The organism is uncultured Anaerofustis sp. (assembly GCF_938029165.1).
GTDB lineage: Bacteria > Bacillota > Clostridia > Eubacteriales > Anaerofustaceae > Anaerofustis.
In genome coordinates this window covers 271838-297771 of the sequence record NZ_CALHFB010000039.1, presented here as the reverse complement: position 1 = coordinate 297771, position 25934 = coordinate 271838, and the positions used below count along the sequence as shown (strand labels likewise).

Below are 25934 nucleotides of genomic sequence, written 5' to 3'. Positions count from 1 at the left end.
AATGAACAAAGGAAAGTTATTTGTTATAGAAGGGCTTGACGGAAGCGGTAAGCAGACACAAAGCGAACTTATAACCAAGAGACTGAAAGATGAAGGATATAATGTCATAAGAGCCAGTTATCCCAATTATAAAAGTGAATCTTCCGCTCTTGTCAAGATGTATCTAAACGGAGATTTCGGTGAGAATGCGGATGATATAGATCCAAAGGTAGCTTCAGCCTTTTATGCGGTTGACAGATATGCTACTTATAAAAAGGAATATGAAGACTTTTACTTAAGAGGCGGTATAATCATAGCAGACAGATATGTAACGAGTAACATGGTGCATCAGGGCTGCAAGATAAAAGATATAGGAAAAAAGGAAGAGTATTTGGATTGGTTAGTGGATTTTGAGTATAATATTTTTAAGATTCCAAGACCTGATAGAGTATTTTTCCTGGATATCATCCCCGAGGTTTCCAAGGAACTGATAAAAGATAGGGATAATAAGTTTACTAATGAAAGTAAAAAAGATATACATGAAAGTAATTATGAATATTTACTGTCTGCTTATGAGAATGTTAATTTTTTAGTGGACAAGTATGGATTTGAGAGAATAGAGTGTGTAAAGGGAAATTCACTTAAGAGTATAGAAGAAATAAATGATATTTTATATAAAAAAATAATAAAAGACCTTAGGAGGCAGGAAAGATGATGAAATTAATTATTGCTATGGTACAAAATGAAGATGCATTCATATTATCCGATGCACTTACAGACGAAGGATATCAAGTAACAAAGCTAAATACGATAGGCGGGTTTTTGAAGATGAAAAATGTTACTTTGATGATTGGTACCGAAGAAGAAAAAGTTGAAAAAGCTTTGGAAATAATGAAGAAAATATGTAAAAAAAGAGAACAAGTTATATCTACACCTGTGGACGCTTCTTTTATGGAAAGTCCTCTTACGACATATACAGCAAGCGTAGAGGTTGGAGGCGCAACAGTCTTTGTATTGGATGTTGCACAGTTTGAAAAGTACTAATAATGTTAGATAATTTATTTGAAACGGAAAAAAATATACTTTTAAATCATATTGAAAAAGATACAATGTCTCACGCTTATATGTTTTACGGAGCAGGAGAAGAAACTCTAGATAAAACAATACTGGAATTTCTTAAGACCCTATACTGTAAAAACGCTAAGTACTACTGTGATGAGTGTGAGGAATGTATAAAAATCAATACGAACAATAATATAGATATAACTCATATTTATAAAGATCCCGCAAGTATCAAAATAAAACAAATCAGGGATATGCAGTACAAAATAAGTTTATCTTCAAGCGAATATAAGTATAATATATTTGTTATTCATAATGCGGATACGATGACTATAGAGTCTTCCAATGCTTTTTTAAAGACCTTGGAAGAACCTGTTAAGGATACTATAATTATTCTATCCTCACCTTCCAAAGAAATACTTCTTCCCACGATACTTTCAAGGTGCATTCATATAAAAGTTAATGATAATAAAGTTACTTTAAGCCTTTCTGATGAGGAAAAAAATTATATATTGGAAAGTTTAGTTAATATATTAAAAGGAAATAATCTAAATAATGTAAATATAAGTAAAAAACTGACAAAAGAGAAGAATAAAGTTGAAAATTATACACTTTTTATAATGAAATTTTTCTCAGATGTGTTAATATATAAAGAAAGTAATTTAGATATGACTTTTAATGATAAAAGCCCTGTTTATGTGGAATATATAAAACAAGTAAATAAGCTTGTTACTAAGGATAAATTACAAAAAATAATAGACAAAATTTTATATATAAATGAAATGATAAATTATAATGCGAATGCTTCTTTGGCATTTCTGAGTACATTTATATATATAGGGGAGGAAGTATAATGCAAAAAGTAGTAGGTGTAAGATTCAAACCTGCAGGTAAGATATATTATTTTGACCCTACAAATATTTATCTCAAATTGGAAGATAATGTAATTGTAGAGACAGCAAGAGGACTTGAGTATGGTACGGTTGCGAGTAAGGTAAAATACGTCGAAGAAGACGAAGTTACAAAACCGATCAAACCTGTCATAAGAAAAGCTACTGTAAAGGATACTAAAACGAATGAGGAAAATCTTAAAAAAGCAGAAAAGGCTTTAAAGATTTGTAAAGAAGAAATAATCAAGCAAAAACTTGATATGAAACTTATAAGAGCAGAGTATACATTCAATGCTTCAAAAGTTATTTTTTATTTTACGGCTGACGGAAGGATAGATTTCAGAGAGCTTGTAAAAAATTTAGCGTCGATATTTAAAATCAGAATCGAACTCAGACAAATAGGGGTAAGAGATGAAGCGAAGATTTTAGGCGGTGTAGGTCCATGCGGATGCGGACTTTGCTGTAATAAATGGCTTGGAGAATTTGAGCCTGTTTCAATTAAAATGGCAAAAGAACAAGGATTATCTCTTAATCCTTCAAAAATATCGGGAATATGCGGAAGACTTTTATGTTGTCTACAATACGAACATAACTGTTATGAAGATGCTCTTTCAAGACTTCCTAAGGTTTCTGACAAAGTGAAGACCCCTGACGGTATAGGTACTGTCGAAAGACTTAATGTATTAAAAGAGACATTTCTCGTTAAATTTGAAAACGATGGAGATATCGCTTTTAAAGAATTTACGAATGGAGAAGTAAAAGTACTTAAGAAAAAGAAAAAACATTGTTCAAACAAAGATACATGTCAAAATAAATCTTGTCCAAATCACGATAAACATGCTGAACATGCAGATGAAAATATAGATGAAGAACTTAAAAAATTAGAAAAAGATAATTAGGAGAATTAAGTTGAAGAAATTCTTTAAAACTTATTTTATAGATACTTTATCAAGCATGGCTTTAGGGCTCTTTTCTACACTGATCATAGGCAGTATTTTAAACCAAATCGGTGTAGTTTTTCATATCAGTTTTTTAACTGATACTCTTTTTCCCGCACTAAAAACCATGACGGCACCGGTAATAGCTGTCAGTGTTGCTTACGGACTTAAATCGGATCCTCTTGTAATATTTGCCTGCGGTGGTGCGGGGCTTATAGGAGGAGATCCCATAAGTGCACTGCTTGTGGGTATATCGGGTTCAATAGCGGGAATGCTGGTATCGAAAAAAACAAGTCTTGATATAATAATAACTCCGATAGTAACGGTTCTCGTAGGCGGACTTGTCGGATTTTACATAGGACCTGTAATGCAGAAGTTTATGCTGTTACTTGGTGAACTGATAATGAAGTCATGTGAACAGGAACCTTTGATTATGGGTATTTTGGTAAGTGTTATTATGGGTATTATTTTAACGCTTCCGATAAGTTCCGCGGCTCTCGGTATAATGCTTAATCTATCGGGACTTGCGGCAGGTGCTGCGTGTGTAGGCTGTGCTTCACAAATGATAGGTTTTGCGGTGATGAGCTACAGAGAAAATAAGTTTGAAGGTCTCATATCTCAGGGGCTTGGGACGAGTATGCTTCAAATCGCAAACATAATGAAAAAACCTATACTTTTTCTTCCGCCTATAATAACGAGTGCGATACTCGGACCTATTTCAACGGTCGTATTTAAGATGACAAATACCGCTTATGGCGCCGGAATGGGAACCAGTGGACTTGTTGGGCAGTTTGGGATGATAGAAGCAATGGGGAGCAGTACAGGAACTATTGCTATGATTATACTTATGCATTTTGTTCTTCCTGCTTTTTTAACACTTGTAATCAGTGAAATATTTAGGAAAAAGAATATAATAAAACCCGGAGATTTAAAATTAGAATTAAAATAGGAGAGATATTATGGAGAAACTTTTTAACAGTACAAGAGATAATAATAATAATAAACTCAGTCCTTCCAAAGCTATTATAAAAGGTCTTAGTGATGACGGAGGATTATTTGTTCCCGAGTTTTTGAAAGATGTAAAATTTAATTATAAAGACTTTATCGGTAAATCTTATAACTACATAGCTAAAATTATTTTAAGCGAATTTTTGGATTTTTCAAAAGAACAAATAGATTACTGTGTTGATACAGCTTATAGTTTAAACAACTTTGAAACCGAAGATATATTTAAAGTCGTTGATGTAGAAGACGGACTTTCTATATTGGAATTATTTAGCGGTAACACCATAGCATTCAAAGACTGTGCTCTTTCTATTTTGCCTCTTTTATTAAAATGTGCCAAAGAAAATGAAAATGACAAAGATGATGTTTTGATACTTACCGCAACCAGCGGGGACACTGGTAAAGCTGCTTTGGAAGGTTTTCATGATGTAGATGGTATAGACGTTATAGTTTATTATCCTTATAAAGGTGTTTCAAGATTACAGTTACTTCAAATGCTTACTCAAAAAGGAAGTAATGTCAAGAGTTATGCAGTGAAGGGTAATTTTGATGATACACAAGCCGGTGTAAAAGAAATATTTAACGACAGTGACTTTGAAAAGGAACTTGAAAAATACGGAGTTAAACTTTCTTCCGCAAATTCAATCAATATCGGAAGACTTCTTCCTCAGGTTGTATATTATTATCACTCATATGTAAGATTGATTGAACAAGGGAAAATTAAAGAAGGGGATAAAGTAAATTTTATAGTTCCTACAGGAAACTTTGGTAACATTTTGGCGGGATATTATGCTTATTTGACAGGTCTTCCGGTTAATAAACTAATTTGTGCTTCCAATGATAATAATGTTCTTTTTGATTTCTTCAAAAGCGGTGTATATGATAAAAACAGAGAATTTAAAAAGACAATTTCACCTTCAATGGATATTTTGATATCCTCTAATCTTGAAAGACTTATTTATCATATGTATGATGGAGATGATAAAAAGGTAAAAGATTTGATGACTAAGTTAAATAATGAGGGTAAATATACTATAGACAGTAAATATATGTCTAAAGCCGATAATTTTATCGGAGGTTATTCAACCGAAAATGAAATCAGAAAAGTAATCAAAAAGGTTTATGAAGAAGATGATTACTTAATGGATACTCATACTGCTGCGGGGTATAAGGTTTATAAAGATACTAAAGAAAATGATGATACATATTCTGTTTTATTATCCACAGCTTCACCTTATAAGTTTTCTAAAGACGTATATGATTCGATTTTTGAAGATGATGTAAAAGCTAGTGATGACGTTGAATATATGTATAAACTTAACGAGAAAACCAATGTAAATATACCAAAACCTGTAAACAATATAGAAAGCTTTGAAAGAAGAGAAGAAGAAGTTATTACAAAAGAAGATATGAGAAATTCTATACTAAAATATATAGAGGGTAAGAAATAATGTTTGAAATTAAAGCCCCCGCAACCAGTGCTAATTTATGCTGCGGATTTGATACTTTTGGACTTGCAGTAACTTTATATAACACTTTCAAAGTAGAAAAATGTGATAAATTTATTTTCGACGGAAAAGAAGAAGATATTAACAATACAAATAATTTGATTTTAACCAGTATGCTTACGACATGTAGATTTTTAAATAAAAAGCCTATTGGTGTAAAAGTAGAAGTTAAAAGCGACGTTCCTTCGACCAGGGGTCTTGGCAGTTCCGCCACATGTGTAGTTGCAGGGATCATAATGGCGTATAAAGTTTTGGGTATTGAAGTTGATATAGATGATGTTTTTAATATCGCTTCAAGTATCGAAGGGCATCCCGATAACGTTGCTCCTTGCATATTCGGAGGGACCACTCTTTCATATAAAGAAGATACGGAGTTTAAATATTACAAGATACATACCAATAAAAAATATAGGATATGTGCGTTTATTCCTCGTTTTAAACTTTCTACAAAGAAGGCAAGAAACGTGCTTCCGGATAAATACACTAGAGAAGATGTTGTATTCAATATTCAAAGAGCATCTCTTCTTCCACTTAGCTTGGAAAGAGGTGACAGCGAATTTGTAAAAGATGCACTTCAGGATAAAATCCATGAACCATACAGAAAAAATCTTATTAACGGATATGATGACATTGTAAATTTAACCGAGAAATATGGTTTTATCGGTACATATCTGTCTGGTGCGGGTCCTACAATAATGGGAATATATGAAGGTAATATCAATCTCAGAAAGCTTGATTATGACATAAAAAAATTAAAAGATAAATATGACTTGTATCCGCTTAAAATTGATTTTGACGGAGTTAAATATTAAAAATAAAAATGAACAGTAATTTACTGTTCATTTTTTTATAATTGATACTAAAAATAATAATTATGGGTTGGGGTAGCTTCTCTTTCATAAAATGCGGGCAGCATTTTATTGAAAATCGAGAAGCGTTTAAGCCATAGTGGCGTTTGAACGTAAGGATTTTTTGGCTTCTTTTGTAGCCTGGGACAAAAGAAGCTCGCCCTTTAGGGCGAAATGTTTTAATCCTCTAACCAAGCACTAAAATCCGCATCGCTCGGCATTCTGAAGTCTCCTCTGGGACTTAAACTTACCGAGCCGACTTTAGGTGCGTCAGGTGTACATGAACGTTTGAATTGAGATATGAAAAACCTTCTCATAAAATTATTAAGCCATTTTTCAATCGTTTCATCACTGTATTTATCTTTAAAAGCTTGTTTTGCAAGGAAGTGAAGTTTATCTTTCTTCGCTCCGAACCTTATAAAATAATATAAGAAAAAGTCATGAAGTTCGTACGGACCTATATTATCTTCGGTTTTTTGGGCTATCTTTCCGTCCTTTGTCGGAGGTAGTAATTCCGGACTAACTGGAGTATCTAGAATATCCAAAAGAATTTCCTTTGTTTTATCATCACTCATCATTGCTACAGTCCTGACTAAATGAGAAACCAAAGTTTTCGGAACGCTTGCATTTACTCCATACATACTCATATGGTCGCCGTTATATGTGCACCATCCAAGAGCCATCTCACTTAAATCCCCTGTGCCTACGAGTATAGCTCCGTGCTTATTAGCCATATCCATTAGTACTTGAGTTCTTTCTCTTGCCTGTGTATTTTCATATGTTACATCATGAACATCTATATTGTGTTCTATATCTTTCATATGAAGAGTTGCGGCTTCTTTTATGCTGATTTCCTTTATTGTTACTTTTAATGATTTCATTAAATCTATAGCATTTGTATATGTCCTGTCTGTTGTACCAAATCCCGGCATTGTGATCCCTATTATATTTTCACTTGGAAGATTTAAAAGTTTCATTGTCTTATTTGCAACGAGTAAAGCCAGTGTTGAATCAAGTCCTCCCGAAATCCCTACGACCAATTTTTTTAGCCCTGTATGTTCAAGTCTTTTTGCGAGAGCCGAAGACTGAATATTGAAAATTTCGTTGCATCTTTCTATACGTTTGGTTTCGTCGTTAGGCGTAAAAGGATGAGGATCAATAAATCTATTGAAATCGGTAATATCAATATCATCTTCAAATTCGCACTCGATCTCTTCATAAAATTCTTCATATTGTTCTCTGCTGTCGCTGAAACTGATATTTTGCCTTCTTTGGAAATTTAATTTCTGTAAATCTATATATGCACATGTAAGTTGATTTTCTCTTTCAAATCTTTTTCCTTTGTTTAGTATAATTCCATTTTCCGCTATCAGAGAACTTCCTCCAAATAGTAAATCGGTCGTGGATTCATGAACCCCGGCTGAAACATATGCGTAAGCACATAAACATTTAGCACTTTGTGAAGAAATCAAATTGGTTCTGTACTCGTCTTTTGAAACTACTTCATTGCTTGCGGAAATGTTCAAAATAAGATTAGCTCCGGATAGTGCAAGTTTTGCACTCGGTGCTATAGGTACCCATAAGTCTTCACATACTTCTATCCCGACAGTAAGATCATTACTTAATTTAAACAGCATTTGTCCGAAGGATACTTCCTGTCCTGCCAAGTATATTTCGTCTGATACGTTACTGCCGCTTACAAACCATCTTTTTTCGTAGAATTCGCTGTGAGTAGGTATAAATTCTTTGGGGATTACTCCAAGGATTTCCCCATTTAAAAATGCAACGGCACAGTTATAAAGTGAATTTTTATATCTTACCGGCATTCCCACAACAATGAAAATATCATCATTTGCAGTCTTTTCAACAAGGTTTTCAAGTTCTTCTTCACATTTTTCAAGAAGGGTATCCTGAAAGAATAAATCCGCACAAGTATAAGAACTTATTGAGAGTTCCGGCGTTATGAGTATTTTTGCACCTTCTTTTTTTGCTTCTTTTACTAACTTATATATTTCATTTGTATTATAGCTTGGATTTGCGACTTTAACCTTAGGTACTCCGCATGCTACTTTTATAAATCCGTGATTATTCATTATTTTTATCCTCTTAAAAATTTTATAGATATTAATTATATCATAATTTATCTTTATTTAAAATATTATGCAGTTTTAATGTCTTTTATATTCTAAGTATACTTTTAATAACTTAAAAATATAAATTTTGATATATTTAAACAAAAACATTAATTTACCTCCTCAATATGTTTCAAACTGCGCAAAGTTTGACATTTAACGGGCTTCGTAGTATACTAAATTGCAAATAATTTAAGTAAATATCTAGTTAATTTACATAAAAATTAATTAAAAAATACATAGGAGAAAGTAATTGACAAAGAAGAAAAGGTTAGCAATATTATTTATTGTAGATGCTTTGATAGTAACATTCAGTTCTATGATGTCTTTACTCTTAAGATTTGATTTGTTTACTATTCCTTCAAGGTTCTTATATCCTGCACTTAAGTTTCTCCCTCTTGATATATTTATAGCAATTTCTGTTCTTGCTATATTTAAAATGTACAACAGGGTATGGACTTATGCTTCCTTGGATGAGGTAATGTCTGCACTTAAAGCCTCTATAGTAATCGAACTTATTTATCTTTTATATCATAAACTTTTAAATGTAGGTATGCCCAGAAGTTATTACTTCTTTGATATTACCTTCTTATTTTTGCTCATTGCTTTATCCAGACTTTCCGTTAGAGTATTTAAAGGAATAATTGCAAGAAGACAAAAAAGTGCACTTAAAAGAAATATAATGATAATAGGTGCAGGTTCGGCAGGTTCTCTTCTAATCAAAGAAATCAGAAACGGAATGAAGAGTTATGATGTCGTTTGTATCATTGATGACAATGACGACAAAGTAGGAAAATATATACATAATATACCTATAGTCGGAGCAAGGGACGATATATTAAAAAATATTGCAAAATATGATGTTGATGAAGTAATAATTGCAATGCCTTCGGCCTCTGTAGATACGATAAGAGATATAATCACTATTTGTAATCAAACCAGCGTTAAGTTAAAAATCCTTCCTGCAATAGCTAAAAGCCTTACAAGTTCTCTTACTCAAAAAGTAAGAGAGGTAAATTATGAAGATTTACTTGGCAGAGATGCCGTAGATATAAAAAATAAAGAGCTTAAAAAGTTTGTTGACGGCAAAACCGTAATGGTTACCGGAGGGGGAGGAACCATAGGGTCAGAACTTTGCAGACAAATAACAGCAAATAATCCCAAAAGGCTTATAGTAGTAGATATATATGAAAATACTGCTTATGAACTTCAAATGGAACTTAAAAGAAAACATCCTGATATAGATGTTACGGTTCTTATTGCTTCCATAAGAGATATGAACAGAATGGATAGTATATTTAATAAATATAAACCTGAAATAGTTTATCACGCTGCGGCACATAAGCATGTTCCTTTAATGGAATATTCACCTAACGAAGCAGTTAAAAATAACTGCAAAGGTACTCTTAATCTTGTTAAATTAGCTGATAAATATAAGGTAGAGAGATTTGTTTTGATTTCTACGGATAAAGCTGTAAGACCTACCAATGTTATGGGGGCAACAAAAAGAATTTGTGAGATGATAATACAGAGCTATAATTCAAAATCAGAAACTGAATTTGTAGCTGTTAGATTTGGTAATGTGCTTGGAAGCAACGGCTCGGTCATACCTCTATTTTTAAAACAAATTGAAGAGGGAGGACCTGTAACAGTTACGCATAAGGAAGTTACTAGATTTTTTATGACTGTAAGAGAAGCGGTATCTCTCGTTATACAGGCAGGACTTCTTGCCAAGGGCGGGGAGATTTTTGTCCTTGATATGGGTAAACCTGTTAAGATTTATGATCTTGCAGTTAATTTGATAAAGCTTAAAGGATATATACCGGGAGAAGAAATAAAAATAGATGTTGTCGGACTCAGACCCGGTGAAAAGATGTACGAAGAAATACTTATGGAAGAAGAAGGTCTTACCGGTACAAAAAATCATATGATTTATATAGCAAAACCAATAGATATAGAAATCAATGAATTTCTGACTGATTTAAATGAACTTATAAATATTGCTTATGAAAATAACGATGAAATCATAAGAAATGAAATCAAAAAGCTTTGTCCTACATATAAAGAAGTTAAGAATGATTAAATAATAACTTAAGAGATAAATCGTCTCTTAAGTTATTATTAATATTCTTGCTTTTTATTAATTATAGATTAAAAATCAATCAATATTTGTCGATATGGTGTATAATATGTATCTGACATATAAGGAGATATTTTTGTGGAGATTAAAAGTAAAAAGAGTAATGTAATATTTAATATTATAATTATAATTACAATGCTTATTTTTGTAATAAGAAATACATTGTTATTAAAACTTGATAATACTTTTTTTATAGGTTTAAACTTAATAAGCTTCTTTTTGTGCATTATTGTCTTTGTATATAATTATATGAAGACATATAATGAATTGAATTTAAAAAAATTTATAAAAAATAATATAATTATTATTTTATATTTTATTTTTAGGATTATTACTTTATTTATAAAAGATTTCGATAATGCGACTCTCAGAAGTATAATTATAGAATTTTTCTTGTTGGTGATTTTATTTAGAGGACTTACTTTAAATGGAAATGATCCAAAGAAAATATTAAAACCATGTATTATTATAATATCATTGGTATCGGCATTTTTTATTTTAAGAGTTGTTTATTATCTTTTTACAAGCAGTGGACTGGAAGAAGCCTTTTTAAAATCTTTGATATACTCTGTTTCAGGTACGACCTTTAGCGTAAATCCCAATGACGGCGGAGTACTTGTGGCTTTTGTGATTGCATTTAGTTTATTATATATTGAAAAAAAAGATTATAAATATTATATATTCCTTATAATATCAATCTTGTATCTATTTATATCGGGATGCAGAAGTGCAATAACCGGATTAATTGTTGTAATGTTATGTTATTTGATAACAAAGTTTTGTAAAAAAATAGGATTTAAAAAGCAAATGGGTGTTGTTTTATCGATATCGCTGGCTTATTTGATAATAATGTTTTCCGTTGTAGGTGTAAACAGCAAGGTTGCAGGATTTACTCCATTTGAAAACTTATGGAATACCTACAGTTCACAGAGGTATATGCTGGATAAGTATACTATTTTATCTTTAAAAGATGATTTTTTATTAGGCTTTGGGAGTTATGAGTATACCGGTGAGAAGAGGTATAATTATTTGATGGATAACATTCCCCAAATGGTAGATGTCAAACTCGGAGCTGATGCAGGGTATGCAAGCAAATATAAGACACTAAATGCGCATAACGGATTTCTTGATTTTATAGCAGGAAATGGTCTTATATGCTTGATTTTGTTTTTGTATTTCTTTGTAAGAAGAATTAAAAATTTAGATGATAAAGTGTGCAGAAAATATTTTTTACCTATTATATATATGATTGTGGTTTCTAATTTTGAAAACACTATTTTAAACATTATTCCATTCATGTTTTTCCTTATGATATTATTCATAGCATCTATGGAATATGAACAATTAAGAATCAATGAATCAAATGAAAATATTTAAATTTGGGAGTTAAAAATGGAAAACAACGAAAGAATTTTTTTAGCTTCACCACATATGAGTGATGAAGGATACGAACAAGAATACATAAAAGAAGCCTTCGATACTAACTGGATAGCACCTCTTGGGGCAAACGTAAATAATTTTGAAAAGGAAATATGTGAAGTAACCGGAGCAAAAGATGCTGCTGCGCTGGTTTCCGGTACTTCCGCCATTCACCTTGCTCTTAAACTGTTAAATATAAAAGAAAATGATATAGTATTTTGTCAAAGTCTGACTTTTTCAGCAAGTGCTAATCCTATCATATACGAAAACGCTACTCCTGTTTTTATAGACAGCGACAGAGATAATTGGAATATGAGTCCTAAAGCTTTGGAAGCGGCGTTTGAAAAATACAAAGAAAAAGGAATTAAACCAAAAGCAGTAATTGTTGTACACTTATATGGTATTTGTGCAAAAATAGATGAGATAATTGAAATATGTAATAAATATGATACTCCTATAGTCGAAGATGCAGCGGAGAGCCTAGGAAGTATATATAAAGGAAAAATGACGGGAACTTTTGGTGATTATGGTATTTTATCTTTTAACGGAAATAAGATAATTACTTCTTCTGGGGGCGGTATGCTTCTTGTAAATGCACCTGATAGCAGTGAAAAAGCTGAAAGAGCAAGATTTTTATCTACTCAGGCAAGAGAAAATAAAAGATACTACTATCATAAAGAAGTCGGATATAACTACAGAATGAGCAATATCGTAGCGGGTATAGGCAGAGGTCAGCTAAAAGTTTTGGATAAAAGAGTGGAAAAGAAAAGAGAGATTTATTTCCATTATAAAGAAGCATTCAAAAATATTTCTGATATCGAGATGATGCCTATTAATGATGAGGAAACTAGATGTAACTGTTGGTTAACCACAATATTAATAGATGAAAAATCAAAGGTAAAACCTTTGGATGTGATTTTGAAGCTTGAAGAAAACAATATTGAAGCAAGACATGTTTGGAACCCTATGCATAAGCAGCCATTTTTTGAAAAATACGATTATATCGATAACGGCGGTGTAGGAGAGTATATATTTAATAATGGAGTATGTCTTCCTTCCGATACAAAAATGACAAAAGAAGATATGGAAAGGGTAAGTAATATTATAAAAACGCTTTGGGATTAATTATGATTAGAAAACGTACTTTTTATGATAAATATATAAAACGGATCATAGATTTTATTTTATCACTATGCGGGATTATAGTGCTTAGTCCTGTTTTATTAATAGTATCGTTTTTGGTCAGAGTGAAACTAGGTTCACCAATTCTATTTAAACAGGAAAGACCGGGGCTTAACGGAAAAATATTTATGATGTATAAGTTTAGGACAATGACTGATGAAAAGGATGAGAACGGGGAACTTCTGGATGACGAGATAAGACTTACTAAGTTTGGTAAGATCCTCAGATCCACAAGTCTTGACGAGCTTCCCGAGATGTTTAATATATTAAAAGGAGATATGAGTATAATAGGTCCAAGACCTCTTTTAGTTAAATATTTGCCTTTATATAATGAAAGACAAGCTCATAGGCACGATGTAAAACCCGGACTTACCGGATATGCACAGGTAAACGGAAGGAATGCAATAAGCTGGGAAGAAAAGTTTGAGCTTGATATATTTTATGTAAATAATTCTTCATTGTTTATGGATATATTCATATTTTTTAAAACAATAAAAAAAGTATTTGTTAAAGAAGGTATCGACAGCGGTACTTCAGTAACAATGGAAGAATTTCAAGGATCCAGAGAAGTCGAAGAGGTTATTTAATGAAAAAGATAGTTGTTATAGGCGGAGGCGGACATGCCAAAGTCGTTATTGATATAATAAAGAAAAACGGATATGAACCGTCGGAATTTGAAGTTTTAGATGACAATTTAGAAGTCGGCAGTGATATTTTATCTTGTAAAGTTGCGGGTAAAGTTAAGGACGCTTTAAAATATAATAAAGATACTAAATTTATAATTGCCATAGGGAATAATCAAGTAAGAGAAAAGATTTCTAAGGAATATGATCTTGATTATTCTACCTTTATTCATCCATCTGCCGTAATAGGTGAAGATGTAGTAATTGGTAAAGGCAGTGTGATAATGGGCGGCAGTGTAATTAACAGCGGAAGTATAATAGGAAATCATACTATAATCAATACTTCCGTCAGCGTAGATCACGACAGTAATATTGATGATTTTGTTCATTTATCTCCCGGAGTTCATATGGGGGGTAGTGTAAGCATTGGAAAAGGGACTTGGCTTGGAGTTGGGACTTCAGTTAAAAATAATGTAATTATAGGCGAAGATATCATAATTGGTGTTGGAAGTGTGGTTGTAAAAGATATAAACGAAAAAGGAGTTTATGTCGGAAATCCTTTAAAAAGAATCAAGTAATTAATGGAGTAATATATGAAAGTATGGATTTTAAATCATTATGCAACTAATATGTATTTTGATGAACTGGGAAGACATCAGAGTTTTGCGAAATACTTACTTAAAAAAGGGCACGAAGTAAAAATTTTTTGTGCCAGTACCGTTCATAACAGTGATGAAGTTGTGGATTTAAATAATAATTTATATATAGAAAAAAAAGGAAAAGATGATGTTCCTTATGTTTTTGTAGAAACTTCTCCTTATATGGGAAATGGAGTTTCGAGAATAAAAAATATGCTTTCATATTATAAAAATGTTAAAAAAGCGGTATATGAATATATAAAAAAAGAGGGTAAGCCTGATATAATATATGCTTCTTCCGTTCATCCTTTGGCTCTCGTTGCGGGGATTAAAATTAAAAAGAAATTTAATATACCTTGTATAAGTGAAGTTAGAGATTTGTGGCCCGAAAGTCTTATAGAGTATGGTATAATAAAAAGAAAGAGTTTAGTTGCAAACGTCCTATATAAGGGAGAGAAGTGGATTTATAAAAAGTCCGATGCGGTACTTTTCACTATTCCTGGCGGAGAAAAATATATAAAAGACAGAAATTGGACAAGTGTGATTCCTCAAAAAAAAGTTTTTTACATCAATAACGGGGTAGACCTTGAGGAATTTGAAGATAATAAGAACAAATATAGTTTTGAAGATGAAGATCTAAATAATGATAAGTTATTTAAAATAGTATATGCCGGTTCCATAAGAGATGTAAATAATATAGATGAAATCCTTGATATGGCAAAAATTTATAAAGATAAACATTTAGATAAAATCAAGTTTATAATTTACGGAGACGGCCCCAGAAAAGAGCCTTTGGAAGAAGAATCAAAACGATTGTCGTTGAATAATTTAGTATTTAAAGGAAGAGTAGAAAAGAAGTATATTCCTTTTATATTATCTAAGAGTGATTTGAATTTGATTAGTGGTATATCCGGAAATATAGGAGCCTATGGAGTTAGCTGGAATAAGCTTTTTGAATATATGGCAAGCGGTAAACCGATATGTGCTAATTATAATCTCGGAGAATTTAATTTAATAGAGGATAATAATGTAGGTATTTGTAAGAAGTACAATGAGCTTGATGAATACTGTGATGATATAGAGAAAAAAATAATATCCGATAAAGATATGTATTCTAAATTATGTGACAATGCACTTAATGCAAGTATAGAATTTAGTTTTGATAAACTTACGGATAAGTTGGTTGATATAATAGACTATTTAATTAAGTAAGATAGGGTGAAAAATATGAAAAACGAACTGTTAAAGAAAATTAAAAATAAAGAAATAATCGTTGGAGTAGTCGGTCTTGGTTATGTTGGGCTGCCTCTTGCCGTTGAAAAAGCAAAAGCCGGATATAAAACTATAGGTTTTGATGTTCAGCCGCAAAAAGTCAATATGGTAAACAGCGGTGAAAATTATATCGGAGATGTGGTCGACAGTGATTTAAAGAAGCTTACTGAAAGTAAAATGTTATCGGCTACGACTGATTTTAGTTTTGTAAAAGATGTTGATTTTATTGCTATATGTGTTCCGACTCCTCTTGATAAACATCAGCAGCCGGATATATCTTATGTTAAAAGCTCTACTATAGAAATATCCAAGTATTTAACCAAAGGTACTATGGTAGTATTGGAATCAACTACTTATCCGGGAACAACCGAAGAGCTTATCAAACCTATTTTGGAAGAAGGCTCTGGGCTTAAATGCGGTGAGGATTTTTATCTTGGATTTTCTCCGGAAAGAGTAGATCCGGGTAATCTTATTTATAAAACCAAAAATACACCTAAGGTAGTAGGCGCTATAGGTAAAGATGCGACGGAAGTAATAGCGGCAATGTATAGTTCGGTTTTGGAAAGTGATATCCATACTGTTTCATCTCCTGCAGTTGCGGAAATGGAAAAGATACTCGAAAATACTTATAGAAATATAAACATAGGTCTTGTAAATGAGCTTGCAATGCTTTGTCACGAAATGGGGATAAGTCTTTGGGAAGTTGTTGACGCTGCAAAGACTAAACCTTACGGTTTTCAAGCTTTTTATCCCGGACCTGGGCTTGGAGGTCACTGTATTCCTCTAGATCCATATTATCTTTCATGGAAAGCAAGGGAATATGGTTTTCATACTTCCATGATTGAGAGCTCTATGATGATAAACGATAAAATGCCTGAGTACTGTGTTGAAAGAGCAATGAAAATACTTAATAGACATGGTAAGGCTTTAAGTACATCAAAAGTACTTGTGTTGGGCGTTGCTTATAAGCAGGATATAGACGATTACAGAGAATCCCCTGCACTCAGTGTTATAGATATACTGGGTGAAAATGGGGCGGATGTAGATTTTTACGATCCTTTTATAAGTGAATATAAACATGAAGGAAAGAGTAAAAAGGGAATAAATAAAATAGACGGTAAAATAATATCTTCTTATGATTTGATTATGATCACTACAGCTCACAGTAATGTGGATTATGAAATGGTAGGTAAAAATGCTAAAGCAGTATTTGATACAAAAAATGTAATGAAAGATATTAAAAATAGAGATAATTTAGAAGTTTTATAATATATTTAGGAGAATAGATATGAAATATGCGTTAATAGGCTGCGGTAGGATTTCTACCAACCATATAAAAGCTGCTGTTAACAATGATTTAGAAATAGTGGCTGTATGTGATATTTTAGATGAAAGAATGGAAGAAGTCCTTTCAAAGCATGGTTTAGAAGAGGACAAAAGTATAAAAAGGTATAATGATTATAAAGTTATGGTGGAAGAAGTTAATCCCGAACTTGTAAGTATTGCTACACAAAGCGGTTCACATGCTGAGATAGCGTTGTATTTAATAGATAAAGGAATAAATGTAATAATAGAAAAGCCTATGGCGATGAGTATCAAAGACGCTGATGAGATAATCAGGCGTTCAAACGAAAAAAATGTGAAAGTATCTGCATGCCATCAAAACAGGTTTAATATCGCAGTTCAGGAGATGAGAAATGCTCTTGAAAGCGAAAGGTTCGGGAAACTTTCTCACGGTTCTATTCATGTGAGATGGAATAGAAACAAAAATTATTATGAACAAGCGCCTTGGAGAGGGACTTGGGCTGAAGACGGCGGAGCATTAATGAACCAGTGTATTCACGGTATAGATTTACTCAGATGGATGATGGGGGATGAAATCGAAGAAGTTTACGGCGTAACAAAACAGCAGTTTCATGACTATCTTGAAGCCGAAGACATAGGTATGGCAGTGGTGAAATTTAAAAATGGAGCTGTCGGAACGATCGAAGGGACTACAAACGTATATCCTAAAAATCTTGAAGAAACTCTTTATTTGTTTGGGGAAAACGGTACGGTAAAACTTGGAGGAAAATCTACAAACAATATAGACGTTTGGGATTTTAAAGATGAAACCGAGGAAGACAGTAAAAATAAAGGTTTGGAAGAAGTCACCGGCAATGTTTACGGAAACGGGCATACTTCTTTATTCAAAGATGTAATGAACGCCATTAAAGAAGACAGAAAACCATATGTAGACGCCGTAGCGGGAAGGAATGCTCTTGAACTAGTTTTAAGCGTATATAAATCACAAAAAGAAGGAAGAGCAGTTAAGCTTCCTTTAAAAGATTTTTCAAGTATAGATATGAAAGGCGAGTTTTAAATGAGCGATTATTTTGTTCATGAATCAAGCTATGTAGATGAAGATGTCATAATTGGTAAAAATACCAAGGTATGGCATTTTTGCCATATACAAAAAGGTGCAAGGATAGGCGAAAATTGTTCTTTCGGACAGAATGTCAATGTGTCAAACAATGTGATCATAGGTAACGGATGTAAGGTTCAAAATAATGTGTCTATTTATGAAGGAGTGGAACTTAAAGATTATGTGTTCTGCGGTCCTTCTATGGTATTTACCAATGATTTGACTCCGAGAGCTAAGTATCCAAAAGGTCCTTTGGGGTATAAAAAAACTATTTTAAATACAGGTTCAACAGTAGGAGCAAATGCAACAATAGTTTGCGGTCATAACCTAGGTAAATGGTGTATGGTTGCTTCAGGAGCTGTAGTCACAAAAGATGTTCCCGATTATGCTTTATATGCGGGCGTTCCCGCAAAGCAAATAGGCTGGGTGTGCGAGTGCGGGAATATACTCGATGAAAATTTAGAATGTTCTTGTAAAAGAAAATACAAAAAAGGAAGCAATGGACTTATAAAAAGGTAGGAATAATAATGATTAAAGTTTGCCATATGACAAGTGCACATAAACCGACCGATGTAAGGATATTCGAAAAAGAATGTGTTTCGTTGGCTAAAAAAAATGAATATGAAGTATATTTGGTTGCAAAAGGTGACAGTTACGAAAGTAAAAGGGTTCACATCATTGGTATAGGTGAAAGCAGCAGAGGCAGAATATCAAGGATGTTATTTACTGCAAAGGATATATATAAAAAGGCTTTAGCGGTTGATGCGGATATTTATCATTTTCATGACCCTGAACTTCTTCCTTATGGTCTTAAGCTTAAGAAAAAAGGAAAGAAAGTGATTTTTGACAGTCATGAGAATTACAGTGAGCAGATAAAAGAAAAATATTATATTCCTAAAATGCTAAGAGGATTTATTTCAAAAGTATTCAAAAGCTATGAAAGTAAAGTTAGCAAAAAAATAGACGGGGTAATATTTCCATGCCCGATGTTTGATAAACATCCTTTTGAGGGAAGAAGTAAAAGATGTGTATATATAAATAATACTCCTATATTGGAAGAGCTTTATGATAAATACGAAGAAGTTAAAAAGGATTATTCCAAACCTGTTGTTTGTTATGCCGGAGGGCTTAATTATAACAGAGGTATAACTCATTTGATAAAAGCAAGCTATAATGCAGGAGCAAAGCTTATTCTCGGGGGAAATTTTGTGCCTGCTTCTTACGGAGAAGAACTTAAAGAGACTAAAGAATATAAATGCGTAGATTTCAGAGGATATCTAAACAGAGATGATATCTTAAATATGTATAAGGAGTCAACCATAGGTGCAAATGTACTTTTAAATGTAGGTCAGTATGCGGTACTTTCAAATTTATCGACAAAAATATATGAATTTATGTCCATGGGACTTCCCGTTATAAGTAACGATTATCCTTATGCCAGAGAAGTCATTGAAAAATATAATTTCGGTATCGTTGTAAATTCCGATAACGTTGATGAAATTGCAAAAGCAATAAAATACTTAAGTGACAATCCAAAGGCAGCCAAGGAAATGGGCGAAAATGGAAGAAGAACGATAAAAGAGCATTTTAACTGGAGTATAGACGAAAAAGTATTATATGATTTATATGAAGATATATTGAAGTGAGGATAGTTATGGAGTTCAGAGATTTAAAAACACAATATAAAGTACTTAAAGATAATATTGACAAAGCGGTGGTTGAAGTTATGACTAATTGTAACTTTATAAGCGGTAAGCAGGTAGAGAAATTGGAAAAAGAACTTGCAGAATATGTCGGTGTTAAACACTGTGTAACTTGTGCTAACGGTACCGATGCTTTGTCCTTAGCCTTAATGGTATGGGAAATAAAAGAGGAGGATGCCGTTTTTGTTCCTGATTTTACATTTTTTGCTTCAGGAGAAGTTGTATCCCATATAGGAGCAACACCGATATTTGTTGATGTTGATAAGGATACTTTTAATATTTCTGCCGAAAGTCTTGAAAATGCTATATTGAAAGTCAAAAAAGATGGTAAATTAAATCCAAAAGCTGTTGTTGGAGTCGACTTGTTCGGTTTACCTGCCGATTATAATCAAATAAAAAAAGTAGCTGATAAGTATGGACTTTTTATACTTGAAGACGCTGCACAGGGATTTGGTGGAGAAATAGAAGGTAAAAAGGCTTGCAGTTTCGGTGATATAAGTACGACTTCATTTTTTCCCGCAAAGCCTCTCGGTTGTTACGGCGACGGCGGTGCTGTTTTTACTGATGACGATAACATATGTGAGCTTCTGAAGTCTTACAGAGTACACGGAAAAGGGTCTATGAAATACGATAATGTAAGGATCGGTGTCAATTCAAGACTAGATACGATTCAGGCTGCAATATTATCTATTAAATTGAAAGCCTTTAAAGAATATGAGCTAAAAGATATAAATAAGGTAGCTGATAAGTATAGTGAAAAACTTGAGGGAGTGGTGAAAACTCCATATATACCTAAAGGGTTTTACTCCAGTTTTGCTCAGTATACTATCACTTTGGATAATAAAAAAGTCAGAGACGATTTACAAAAATATTTAAAAGATAATGACATACCTACAATGATTTATTATCCAAAACCGATGCATGAACAAAAAGCATTTGATTATCTTGAATATAAGGGAGAAGGTTTTAAAAATACGATTTCTCTTTGTGATAATGTGCTTTCCTTACCTATGCATCCTTATTTGAAGGATGAAGAAATTTCAAAAGTAGCTGATACAATAAAGAAGTTTTTTAACGGAAATAAATAAATGAAGATATTGATAATTGGGAATGCAAATTCCTTTTGGATTAAAGAATACGTTGAGTATATACTCCCGGGTAGTGATAATGAGGTATTTATTGCCGGCAAAAGTGTTGTAAATAAAGATTTCAATGATTTTTATAATAAAAATAATATTAATATATTAGAAACAAATCACGGTACATTTTTATTTGATCGTATACCAAAGTTAAAGACATTAGTAAATATGTATAGGAAAGTAAAAAAAGAAGCAGATAACGGGATGTTTGATGTTATTCATATTCATTCGGTCCCAAGTAATTTTATGGTTACTTTTTTAAACAAGTTTATAGTCAGATTTGGCAAGAGAATTGTTTGTACTTTCTGGGGATCCGATTTACTTTCTAAAACAAAGGAACAGCTTATGAAAGCCATACCTTGCCTGGATAAAGCAAAGTGTATATCTTATTCTTCGGACGGTATGGATAGATATTTTCATGATGTGTTCGGAGATATTTATAATGATAAGATAGTAAGGGCTAAATTTGGTATATCGATATATGATGTTATAGATAAAGTAAAAAGTCATAAGAGTAAAGATGAATGCAAAGAGTTCTTTGGCATAGAAAAAGATAAAATCAGTGTTATGATAGGCTATAACGGAAGTATAAGACAAAACCATTTAAAAGTCATAAATGAATTATCCACGTTAGATAATGAAACTTTGAATAAATTAAATATTGTTATTCAGCTAAGTTACGGTCTTACATCCGATGAATATCGACAAAATATTATTGATGAAATCAGTAAAATAAATGTTAAACATGTAATAATCGATGATTTTTTGAATAAAGAAAAATCTGCTATGCTAAGGAATGCTACCGATATTTTTATTCATGCACAGGAAAGCGATGCTTTTTCTGCATCAATTCAGGAGTGCGTATACGGAGGAGCTGTGCTTATAAATCCGGAGTGGATAGTATATAAAGAATTCGATGATATAGGTATTGATTATATTAAATATCGTTCATTTAATGAATTACCTTTAATTATAAAAGATATATCTGATGGAAATGTTAATATTTACAATGCTGATAAAGTAAAAGAGTTATATGAGAAATATTCATGGAATGCGGTAAAAAAAGACTGGCTGAAATTATATAAATAGTAAATGGGGACGATTTTATGAGGGCAAAAATATTTGATAAGATATATATGGATTTTATAAATTACATATATAAAAAGACTCGTCATATATCTGAAGATATTAAGGCTAAAATAGTTGTTTTTAGCTTTTTTATGCTATTTATAAATATGTTTTTGTCTACTGCCGGGGTTTATAAGGGAAGTACTTCCATTGCCGCTTTTATAGGTGTAATAATAACATTTTTTATTATTTTATTTGGAATAGATAAAAAAATTGAAAATATAGAAATAAATAAAAACTTACTAATTTTATTATATATTGTATCAGGATTTTTCCTAATTTCTGGAATATTACATAGAGTTTTAGCATATATATTATGTTCATTGATTTTTGCTGTTTTGTTGCCTATTCTTTATATTATTTTTAATGATGAAATCGGATATAGTAAATTTTTAATAAGTTTTAATAATGGTATAAAATATAGTTTTATATTATTGATTATTGTTTCAATATTTATTTCTCCATTGACTTCCGGGCAGTATGCTTCATTCCTTGCAAATCCAAATGGTCTTGGCGCTTATTTAACAATAGTCTTTCCTTGTTTATTATATTTATTTGAGACAGAAAAAGATAAAGCGAATAAGGTTTTAGATGTAATATTGATTGGGTGTGTATTTGGATTATCTATATTCGTAAAATCGAGGACTACATATTTATCATTTATATTTATTGGTATTGTTTATATACTATATTTGTTTATAAATAAAATAAATTTAAAAGAAATTTTAATTAGATTATTTAAAATATTATTGTCTTCTGCTCTCGGGACAGTTATATTATTTTCAATGCTTACATATGTCAGTAATTTCATTATTAGTACGGAGAAGAATATATTTGGAAATTCCTTTGTCGTAACGTTTAAGGCTGAAAGCAGCTACAGAGAATTTACAAGTCTCACAGAACAAATAAGCTCTGCGGCAGACAGAAGCAAGAAAGGAATAGCCGATGATAATACTCTTTCTTCGGGAAGAGCTGAGATATGGAGTATGTATATAGGTAAACTTAACTTTTGGGGACATAATGCAGATAAGTTAAAAGTTCCTTATCAGGGAGGATATCTTGAAGCGAATTCTCATAACACATATTTGCAAATAGCTTATTCTGCTGGTATAATAGCAGGACTGAGCTTTGTAATCATGAATGTTTTATTTTTAATATACTTATTAAAAATTATATTTTATGGATTTACGAATAGAAATTTAGATATTAAATACTTATTTATAGGTTCTATGCTTATAGGGTGCGAGATAACTATGGTTCTTTCATCGGTATATTATCCATATATAAGTTCGGTATCGATAGTGTATTATTTTGTAATAGGATATTTATTTAATAAACAAGATAAGCTCAATATTTAATTATTTTGAAAATTGGTGGATAGTATGAGTGATAAGAAATTATCTTCAGGAAATATTATAATCAATCTTATCTGGAAATTTATGGAACGTATAAGTGTGCAAGCGATAAACCTGATCATTCAAATATTGCTCGCAAGAAAATTGTTTCCGGAAGATTTTGCTGCAGTAGCTATCATTACTGTTTTTATTAATATTGCAACCATATTCGTTCAAAGCGGTTTCGGAACAGCTCTTATTCAAAAAGCGGAAATTGATGAACTGGATAGCTCTTCGATTTTTTATTTTAGTATCTCTGCTTCTTTTGTACTTTATATAATTTTATTTTTTGCGGCTCCTTATGTTGCGAATTTTTATCATCAGGATATACTTAAAAACTTACTAAGGGCTGAAGCCATCATATTGGTGTTTGGCGCTTTTAATACTGTTCAGCAGGCTATTTTAGCAAGAAATTTGGAATTCAAGAAGAATTTTAAGGCAAGTTTACTTGGATGTATTGCGTCAGGCATAACTGGGGTTGGGCTTGCCTATGCGGGAGCCGGAATATGGGCGCTTGCTATTTCTACAATAGTAAATAATTTTGTTTTGACTGTAGTGCTTTGGTTTAGCGTAAGATGGCGACCAAAGTTGATATTTTCATTGAAACGAGTAAAAACTTTATTTTCATTCAGCTGGAAGCTTGTTTGCTCTTCTTTGGTCAGTGTTATTTATACTAATGTAAGGACTCTGATTATAGGTAAAGCTTTTAAATCCGATACTCTCGGTTATTACAACAGAGGGGACATGCTGGGCTCCAGTCTTATGAACGGGCTTACCGGTGCGATAAATGCGGTTATGCTTCCTGTTTTATCCACGAAACAGGATAAAATAGATGAAATGAAAAAAATGCTCAGAAGAACAATGTCTCTTAATTGCTTTGTCATATTTCCCGTTATGTTTGGGCTTGTTGCGGTATCAAAGCCGCTGATACTTATTTTATTTACGGATAAATGGCTTAATGCCGTTCCTTTTATGCAGCTTGTTTGTATTGCATATGCATTTTATCCCATGCATTCAGCTAACCTTCAAGCAATAAATGCTTTGGGAAGAAGCGATGTTGCACTTAAATTGGAAGTAATAAAACGTGTTATCGGGCTTTGTTTGATTGGGTTAAGCTTCCCATTTGGCGTATATGCTATTGTGGGAAGTGAAATATTATTTTCTTTGGTAGCAACGATTGTCAATGGTTTTCCAAATAAGTATCTTATAAACTACTCTATAAAAGAACAATGGAGGGATATCATTCCTTATCTGATTTTAGCAGTTATAATGTCTATATTGGTATATTCTTTAAGCTTAATACTTAATATTCCCAATATTTTATTGTTGATAATTCAAATTATAATGGGTATTTTCATTTATACTTTAGGTTGTCATATATTAAAACTTGATGCTTATACATATATGCTTAATAAAATAAAGTCTGTTTTATCATCAAGAAAGTAAAAGATATATTTGCTGATATATCTTTTTTATTTACTCTCTTTATTTTCTTTTTTTGTAATAAAATGATATAATGAGTTAAATACTCGAAAAAGGAGAATATTATGTCACTTAAAAGTAACAAAATAAAATCATTTTTATCTGTAATTATATGTATTTTATTTGTTTTTTTTATGTGTTCATGTTCTTCTGATGAAGGAAATGATTCCGGCGGAGCAGAGGCAAAAACAGCTACCGTTGATAATAATAAAACACCTACTTATATATCTCATAAACCAAAAGCCAGCGGGAAAAAAGTATATGGTAATGATGAAGCCGAGATTGATGCTTCTAATATAAAAGACGGATATGTAATGGTTAAATATAAAAGTAAGACAGATAAGAGGCTAAAAATTTTGGTCAATTCGCCCAATGGGGAAAGCTGTAATTATGATTTGGAAGGCGACGGGAGCTATGAAACTATTTCATTCCCTCATGGCAGCGGAACTTATAATGTAGGAGTATATAAAAATATATCGGGTAACCAGTATTCCACAGTTTATTCAACCGATTTGGATGTTGAAATAAAAGATAAATTTATGCCGTTCCTTCTTCCCAATGCATATGTAAAATTTGATGAAAATGACGAAACCATTAAAGTTGCAAGTGATATAACAAAAGATAATAAGACACAGCTTGAAATTATTGAAACCATATATAATTATGTAACGGATAAAATATCTTATGATAATGATCTTGCAGCAAAAGTTTTGAACGGCGAAACCAGCGGTTATATACCGAGTATAGACAGTGTTCTCGACAGCGGAAAAGGGATATGTTTCGATTATGCTGTTGTTATGACTGCAATGCTTAGAAGCAAAGATATTCCCACAAAACTGATTATAGGATACTCGGGGGAAGTATATCACGCTTGGGTAAATGTATATTCCAAAGAAAGCGGAGAAATCGATAAGGTAATTAAATTTGACGGTAAAGATTATGTCCTGATGGATCCGACTTTTTCTTCTTCTTATAAAGATGAAGATGAGCTTCAGGAATATATAGGGGACGGAACGAAATATCAGGAAAAGTACGTATATTAAAGGAG

Annotated in this window: 23 protein-coding genes; 22 read left to right on the top strand and 1 reads right to left on the bottom strand. The window is 32.1% G+C overall.

The annotated features are described in order from the left end of the window. The first annotated feature begins 1 nt into the window (after position 1). Genes Q0516_RS06165 through thrB form a run of 7 tightly spaced genes read left to right on the top strand, consistent with a single transcriptional unit; the run spans position 2 to position 6194 of the window. Positions 2-694, top strand: coding sequence for a deoxynucleoside kinase (locus Q0516_RS06165; RefSeq protein WP_294464432.1), 693 nt, complete (start codon positions 2-4; stop codon positions 692-694). Further along, positions 694-1023: a cyclic-di-AMP receptor gene (locus Q0516_RS06160; protein ID WP_257479800.1), complete on the top strand. Its 330-nt coding sequence runs from the start codon at positions 694-696 to the stop codon at positions 1021-1023. Before Q0516_RS06165 ends, Q0516_RS06160 begins: the two co-directional genes overlap by 1 nt. 2 nt (positions 1024-1025) lie before the next feature. Next, positions 1026-1895, top strand: a complete 870-nt coding sequence (locus Q0516_RS06155) for a hypothetical protein (protein WP_294464430.1) — start codon at positions 1026-1028, stop codon at positions 1893-1895. Then, a complete protein-coding gene (locus Q0516_RS06150) occupies positions 1895-2830 on the top strand; it encodes a stage 0 sporulation family protein (RefSeq protein ID WP_294464429.1) in 936 nt (311 codons plus the stop codon). Before Q0516_RS06155 ends, Q0516_RS06150 begins: the two co-directional genes overlap by 1 nt. A 10-nt stretch (positions 2831-2840) precedes the next feature. Further along, a complete protein-coding gene (locus Q0516_RS06145; RefSeq protein ID WP_294464426.1) occupies positions 2841-3818 on the top strand; it encodes a PTS transporter subunit IIC in 978 nt (325 codons plus the stop codon). Between the two features lie 10 nt (positions 3819-3828). Next, positions 3829-5325, top strand: coding sequence for a threonine synthase (thrC, locus tag Q0516_RS06140; RefSeq protein WP_294464423.1), 1497 nt, complete (start codon positions 3829-3831; stop codon positions 5323-5325). Then, positions 5325-6194 carry a homoserine kinase gene (gene thrB / locus Q0516_RS06135; RefSeq protein ID WP_294464418.1) on the top strand — a complete coding sequence of 290 codons (870 nt, stop codon included), beginning with the start codon at positions 5325-5327 and terminating at the stop codon, positions 6192-6194. The genes thrC and thrB overlap by 1 nt, the downstream gene beginning before the upstream one ends. 215 nt (positions 6195-6409) lie before the next feature. On the opposite strand, the gene Q0516_RS06130 is transcribed toward thrB, so the two are convergent. Beyond that, positions 6410-8323, bottom strand: coding sequence for an NAD(+) synthase (locus tag Q0516_RS06130; RefSeq protein WP_294464414.1), 1914 nt, complete (start codon positions 8321-8323; stop codon positions 6410-6412). Between the two features lie 358 nt (positions 8324-8681). Here Q0516_RS06130 and Q0516_RS06125 point away from each other — a divergent pair, with 358 nt between their 5' ends. From Q0516_RS06125 to Q0516_RS06055, 15 genes are all read left to right on the top strand, one after another. Then, entirely contained in the window at positions 8682-10445 is a 1764-nt protein-coding gene (locus Q0516_RS06125) for a nucleoside-diphosphate sugar epimerase/dehydratase (RefSeq protein WP_294464939.1), read from the top strand. A 456-nt stretch (positions 10446-10901) separates the two neighbouring features. Beyond that, complete coding sequence (locus Q0516_RS06120) at positions 10902-11879, top strand: O-antigen ligase family protein (protein WP_294464412.1); 978 nt, start codon at positions 10902-10904, stop codon at positions 11877-11879. Between the two features lie 15 nt (positions 11880-11894). Continuing rightward, positions 11895-13046 carry an aminotransferase class I/II-fold pyridoxal phosphate-dependent enzyme gene (locus tag Q0516_RS06115; RefSeq protein WP_294464409.1) on the top strand — a complete coding sequence of 384 codons (1152 nt, stop codon included), beginning with the start codon at positions 11895-11897 and terminating at the stop codon, positions 13044-13046. 2 nt (positions 13047-13048) lie between these two features. After that, the gene (locus tag Q0516_RS06110) at positions 13049-13690 is read left to right on the top strand and encodes a sugar transferase (protein WP_294464406.1); all 642 of its coding nucleotides are present in this window, start codon (positions 13049-13051) and stop codon (positions 13688-13690) included. Next, the gene (locus Q0516_RS06105; RefSeq protein ID WP_294464401.1) at positions 13690-14304 is read left to right on the top strand and encodes an acetyltransferase; all 615 of its coding nucleotides are present in this window, start codon (positions 13690-13692) and stop codon (positions 14302-14304) included. Before Q0516_RS06110 ends, Q0516_RS06105 begins: the two co-directional genes overlap by 1 nt. 15 nt (positions 14305-14319) lie before the next feature. Beyond that, positions 14320-15576: a glycosyltransferase family 4 protein gene (locus Q0516_RS06100; RefSeq protein WP_294464399.1), complete on the top strand. Its 1257-nt coding sequence runs from the start codon at positions 14320-14322 to the stop codon at positions 15574-15576. 15 nt (positions 15577-15591) lie between these two features. Beyond that, positions 15592-16905: a nucleotide sugar dehydrogenase gene (locus tag Q0516_RS06095; protein ID WP_294464396.1), complete on the top strand. Its 1314-nt coding sequence runs from the start codon at positions 15592-15594 to the stop codon at positions 16903-16905. 19 nt (positions 16906-16924) lie between these two features. Further along, complete coding sequence (locus Q0516_RS06090; protein WP_294464392.1) at positions 16925-17998, top strand: Gfo/Idh/MocA family oxidoreductase; 1074 nt, start codon at positions 16925-16927, stop codon at positions 17996-17998. Then, positions 17999-18559 (top strand): acyltransferase, encoded by a 561-nt coding sequence (locus tag Q0516_RS06085; protein ID WP_294464390.1) that lies wholly within the window; start codon positions 17999-18001, stop codon positions 18557-18559. Between the two features lie 8 nt (positions 18560-18567). After that, positions 18568-19686 carry a glycosyltransferase family 4 protein gene (locus tag Q0516_RS06080; RefSeq protein WP_294464388.1) on the top strand — a complete coding sequence of 373 codons (1119 nt, stop codon included), beginning with the start codon at positions 18568-18570 and terminating at the stop codon, positions 19684-19686. A gap of 8 nt (positions 19687-19694) precedes the next feature. Continuing rightward, complete coding sequence (locus Q0516_RS06075) at positions 19695-20831, top strand: DegT/DnrJ/EryC1/StrS aminotransferase family protein (protein ID WP_294464383.1); 1137 nt, start codon at positions 19695-19697, stop codon at positions 20829-20831. Next, a complete protein-coding gene (locus Q0516_RS06070) occupies positions 20832-21971 on the top strand; it encodes a glycosyltransferase (RefSeq protein WP_294464380.1) in 1140 nt (379 codons plus the stop codon). Positions 21972-21988: 17 nt separating this feature from the next. Then, positions 21989-23368, top strand: coding sequence for an O-antigen ligase family protein (locus Q0516_RS06065; protein ID WP_294464378.1), 1380 nt, complete (start codon positions 21989-21991; stop codon positions 23366-23368). Positions 23369-23392: 24 nt separating this feature from the next. After that, positions 23393-24850 carry a lipopolysaccharide biosynthesis protein gene (locus Q0516_RS06060; RefSeq protein WP_294464375.1) on the top strand — a complete coding sequence of 486 codons (1458 nt, stop codon included), beginning with the start codon at positions 23393-23395 and terminating at the stop codon, positions 24848-24850. Positions 24851-24951: 101 nt separating this feature from the next. Next, positions 24952-25929, top strand: coding sequence for a transglutaminase family protein (locus Q0516_RS06055; RefSeq protein ID WP_294464372.1), 978 nt, complete (start codon positions 24952-24954; stop codon positions 25927-25929). Positions 25930-25934: the final 5 nt, after the last annotated feature.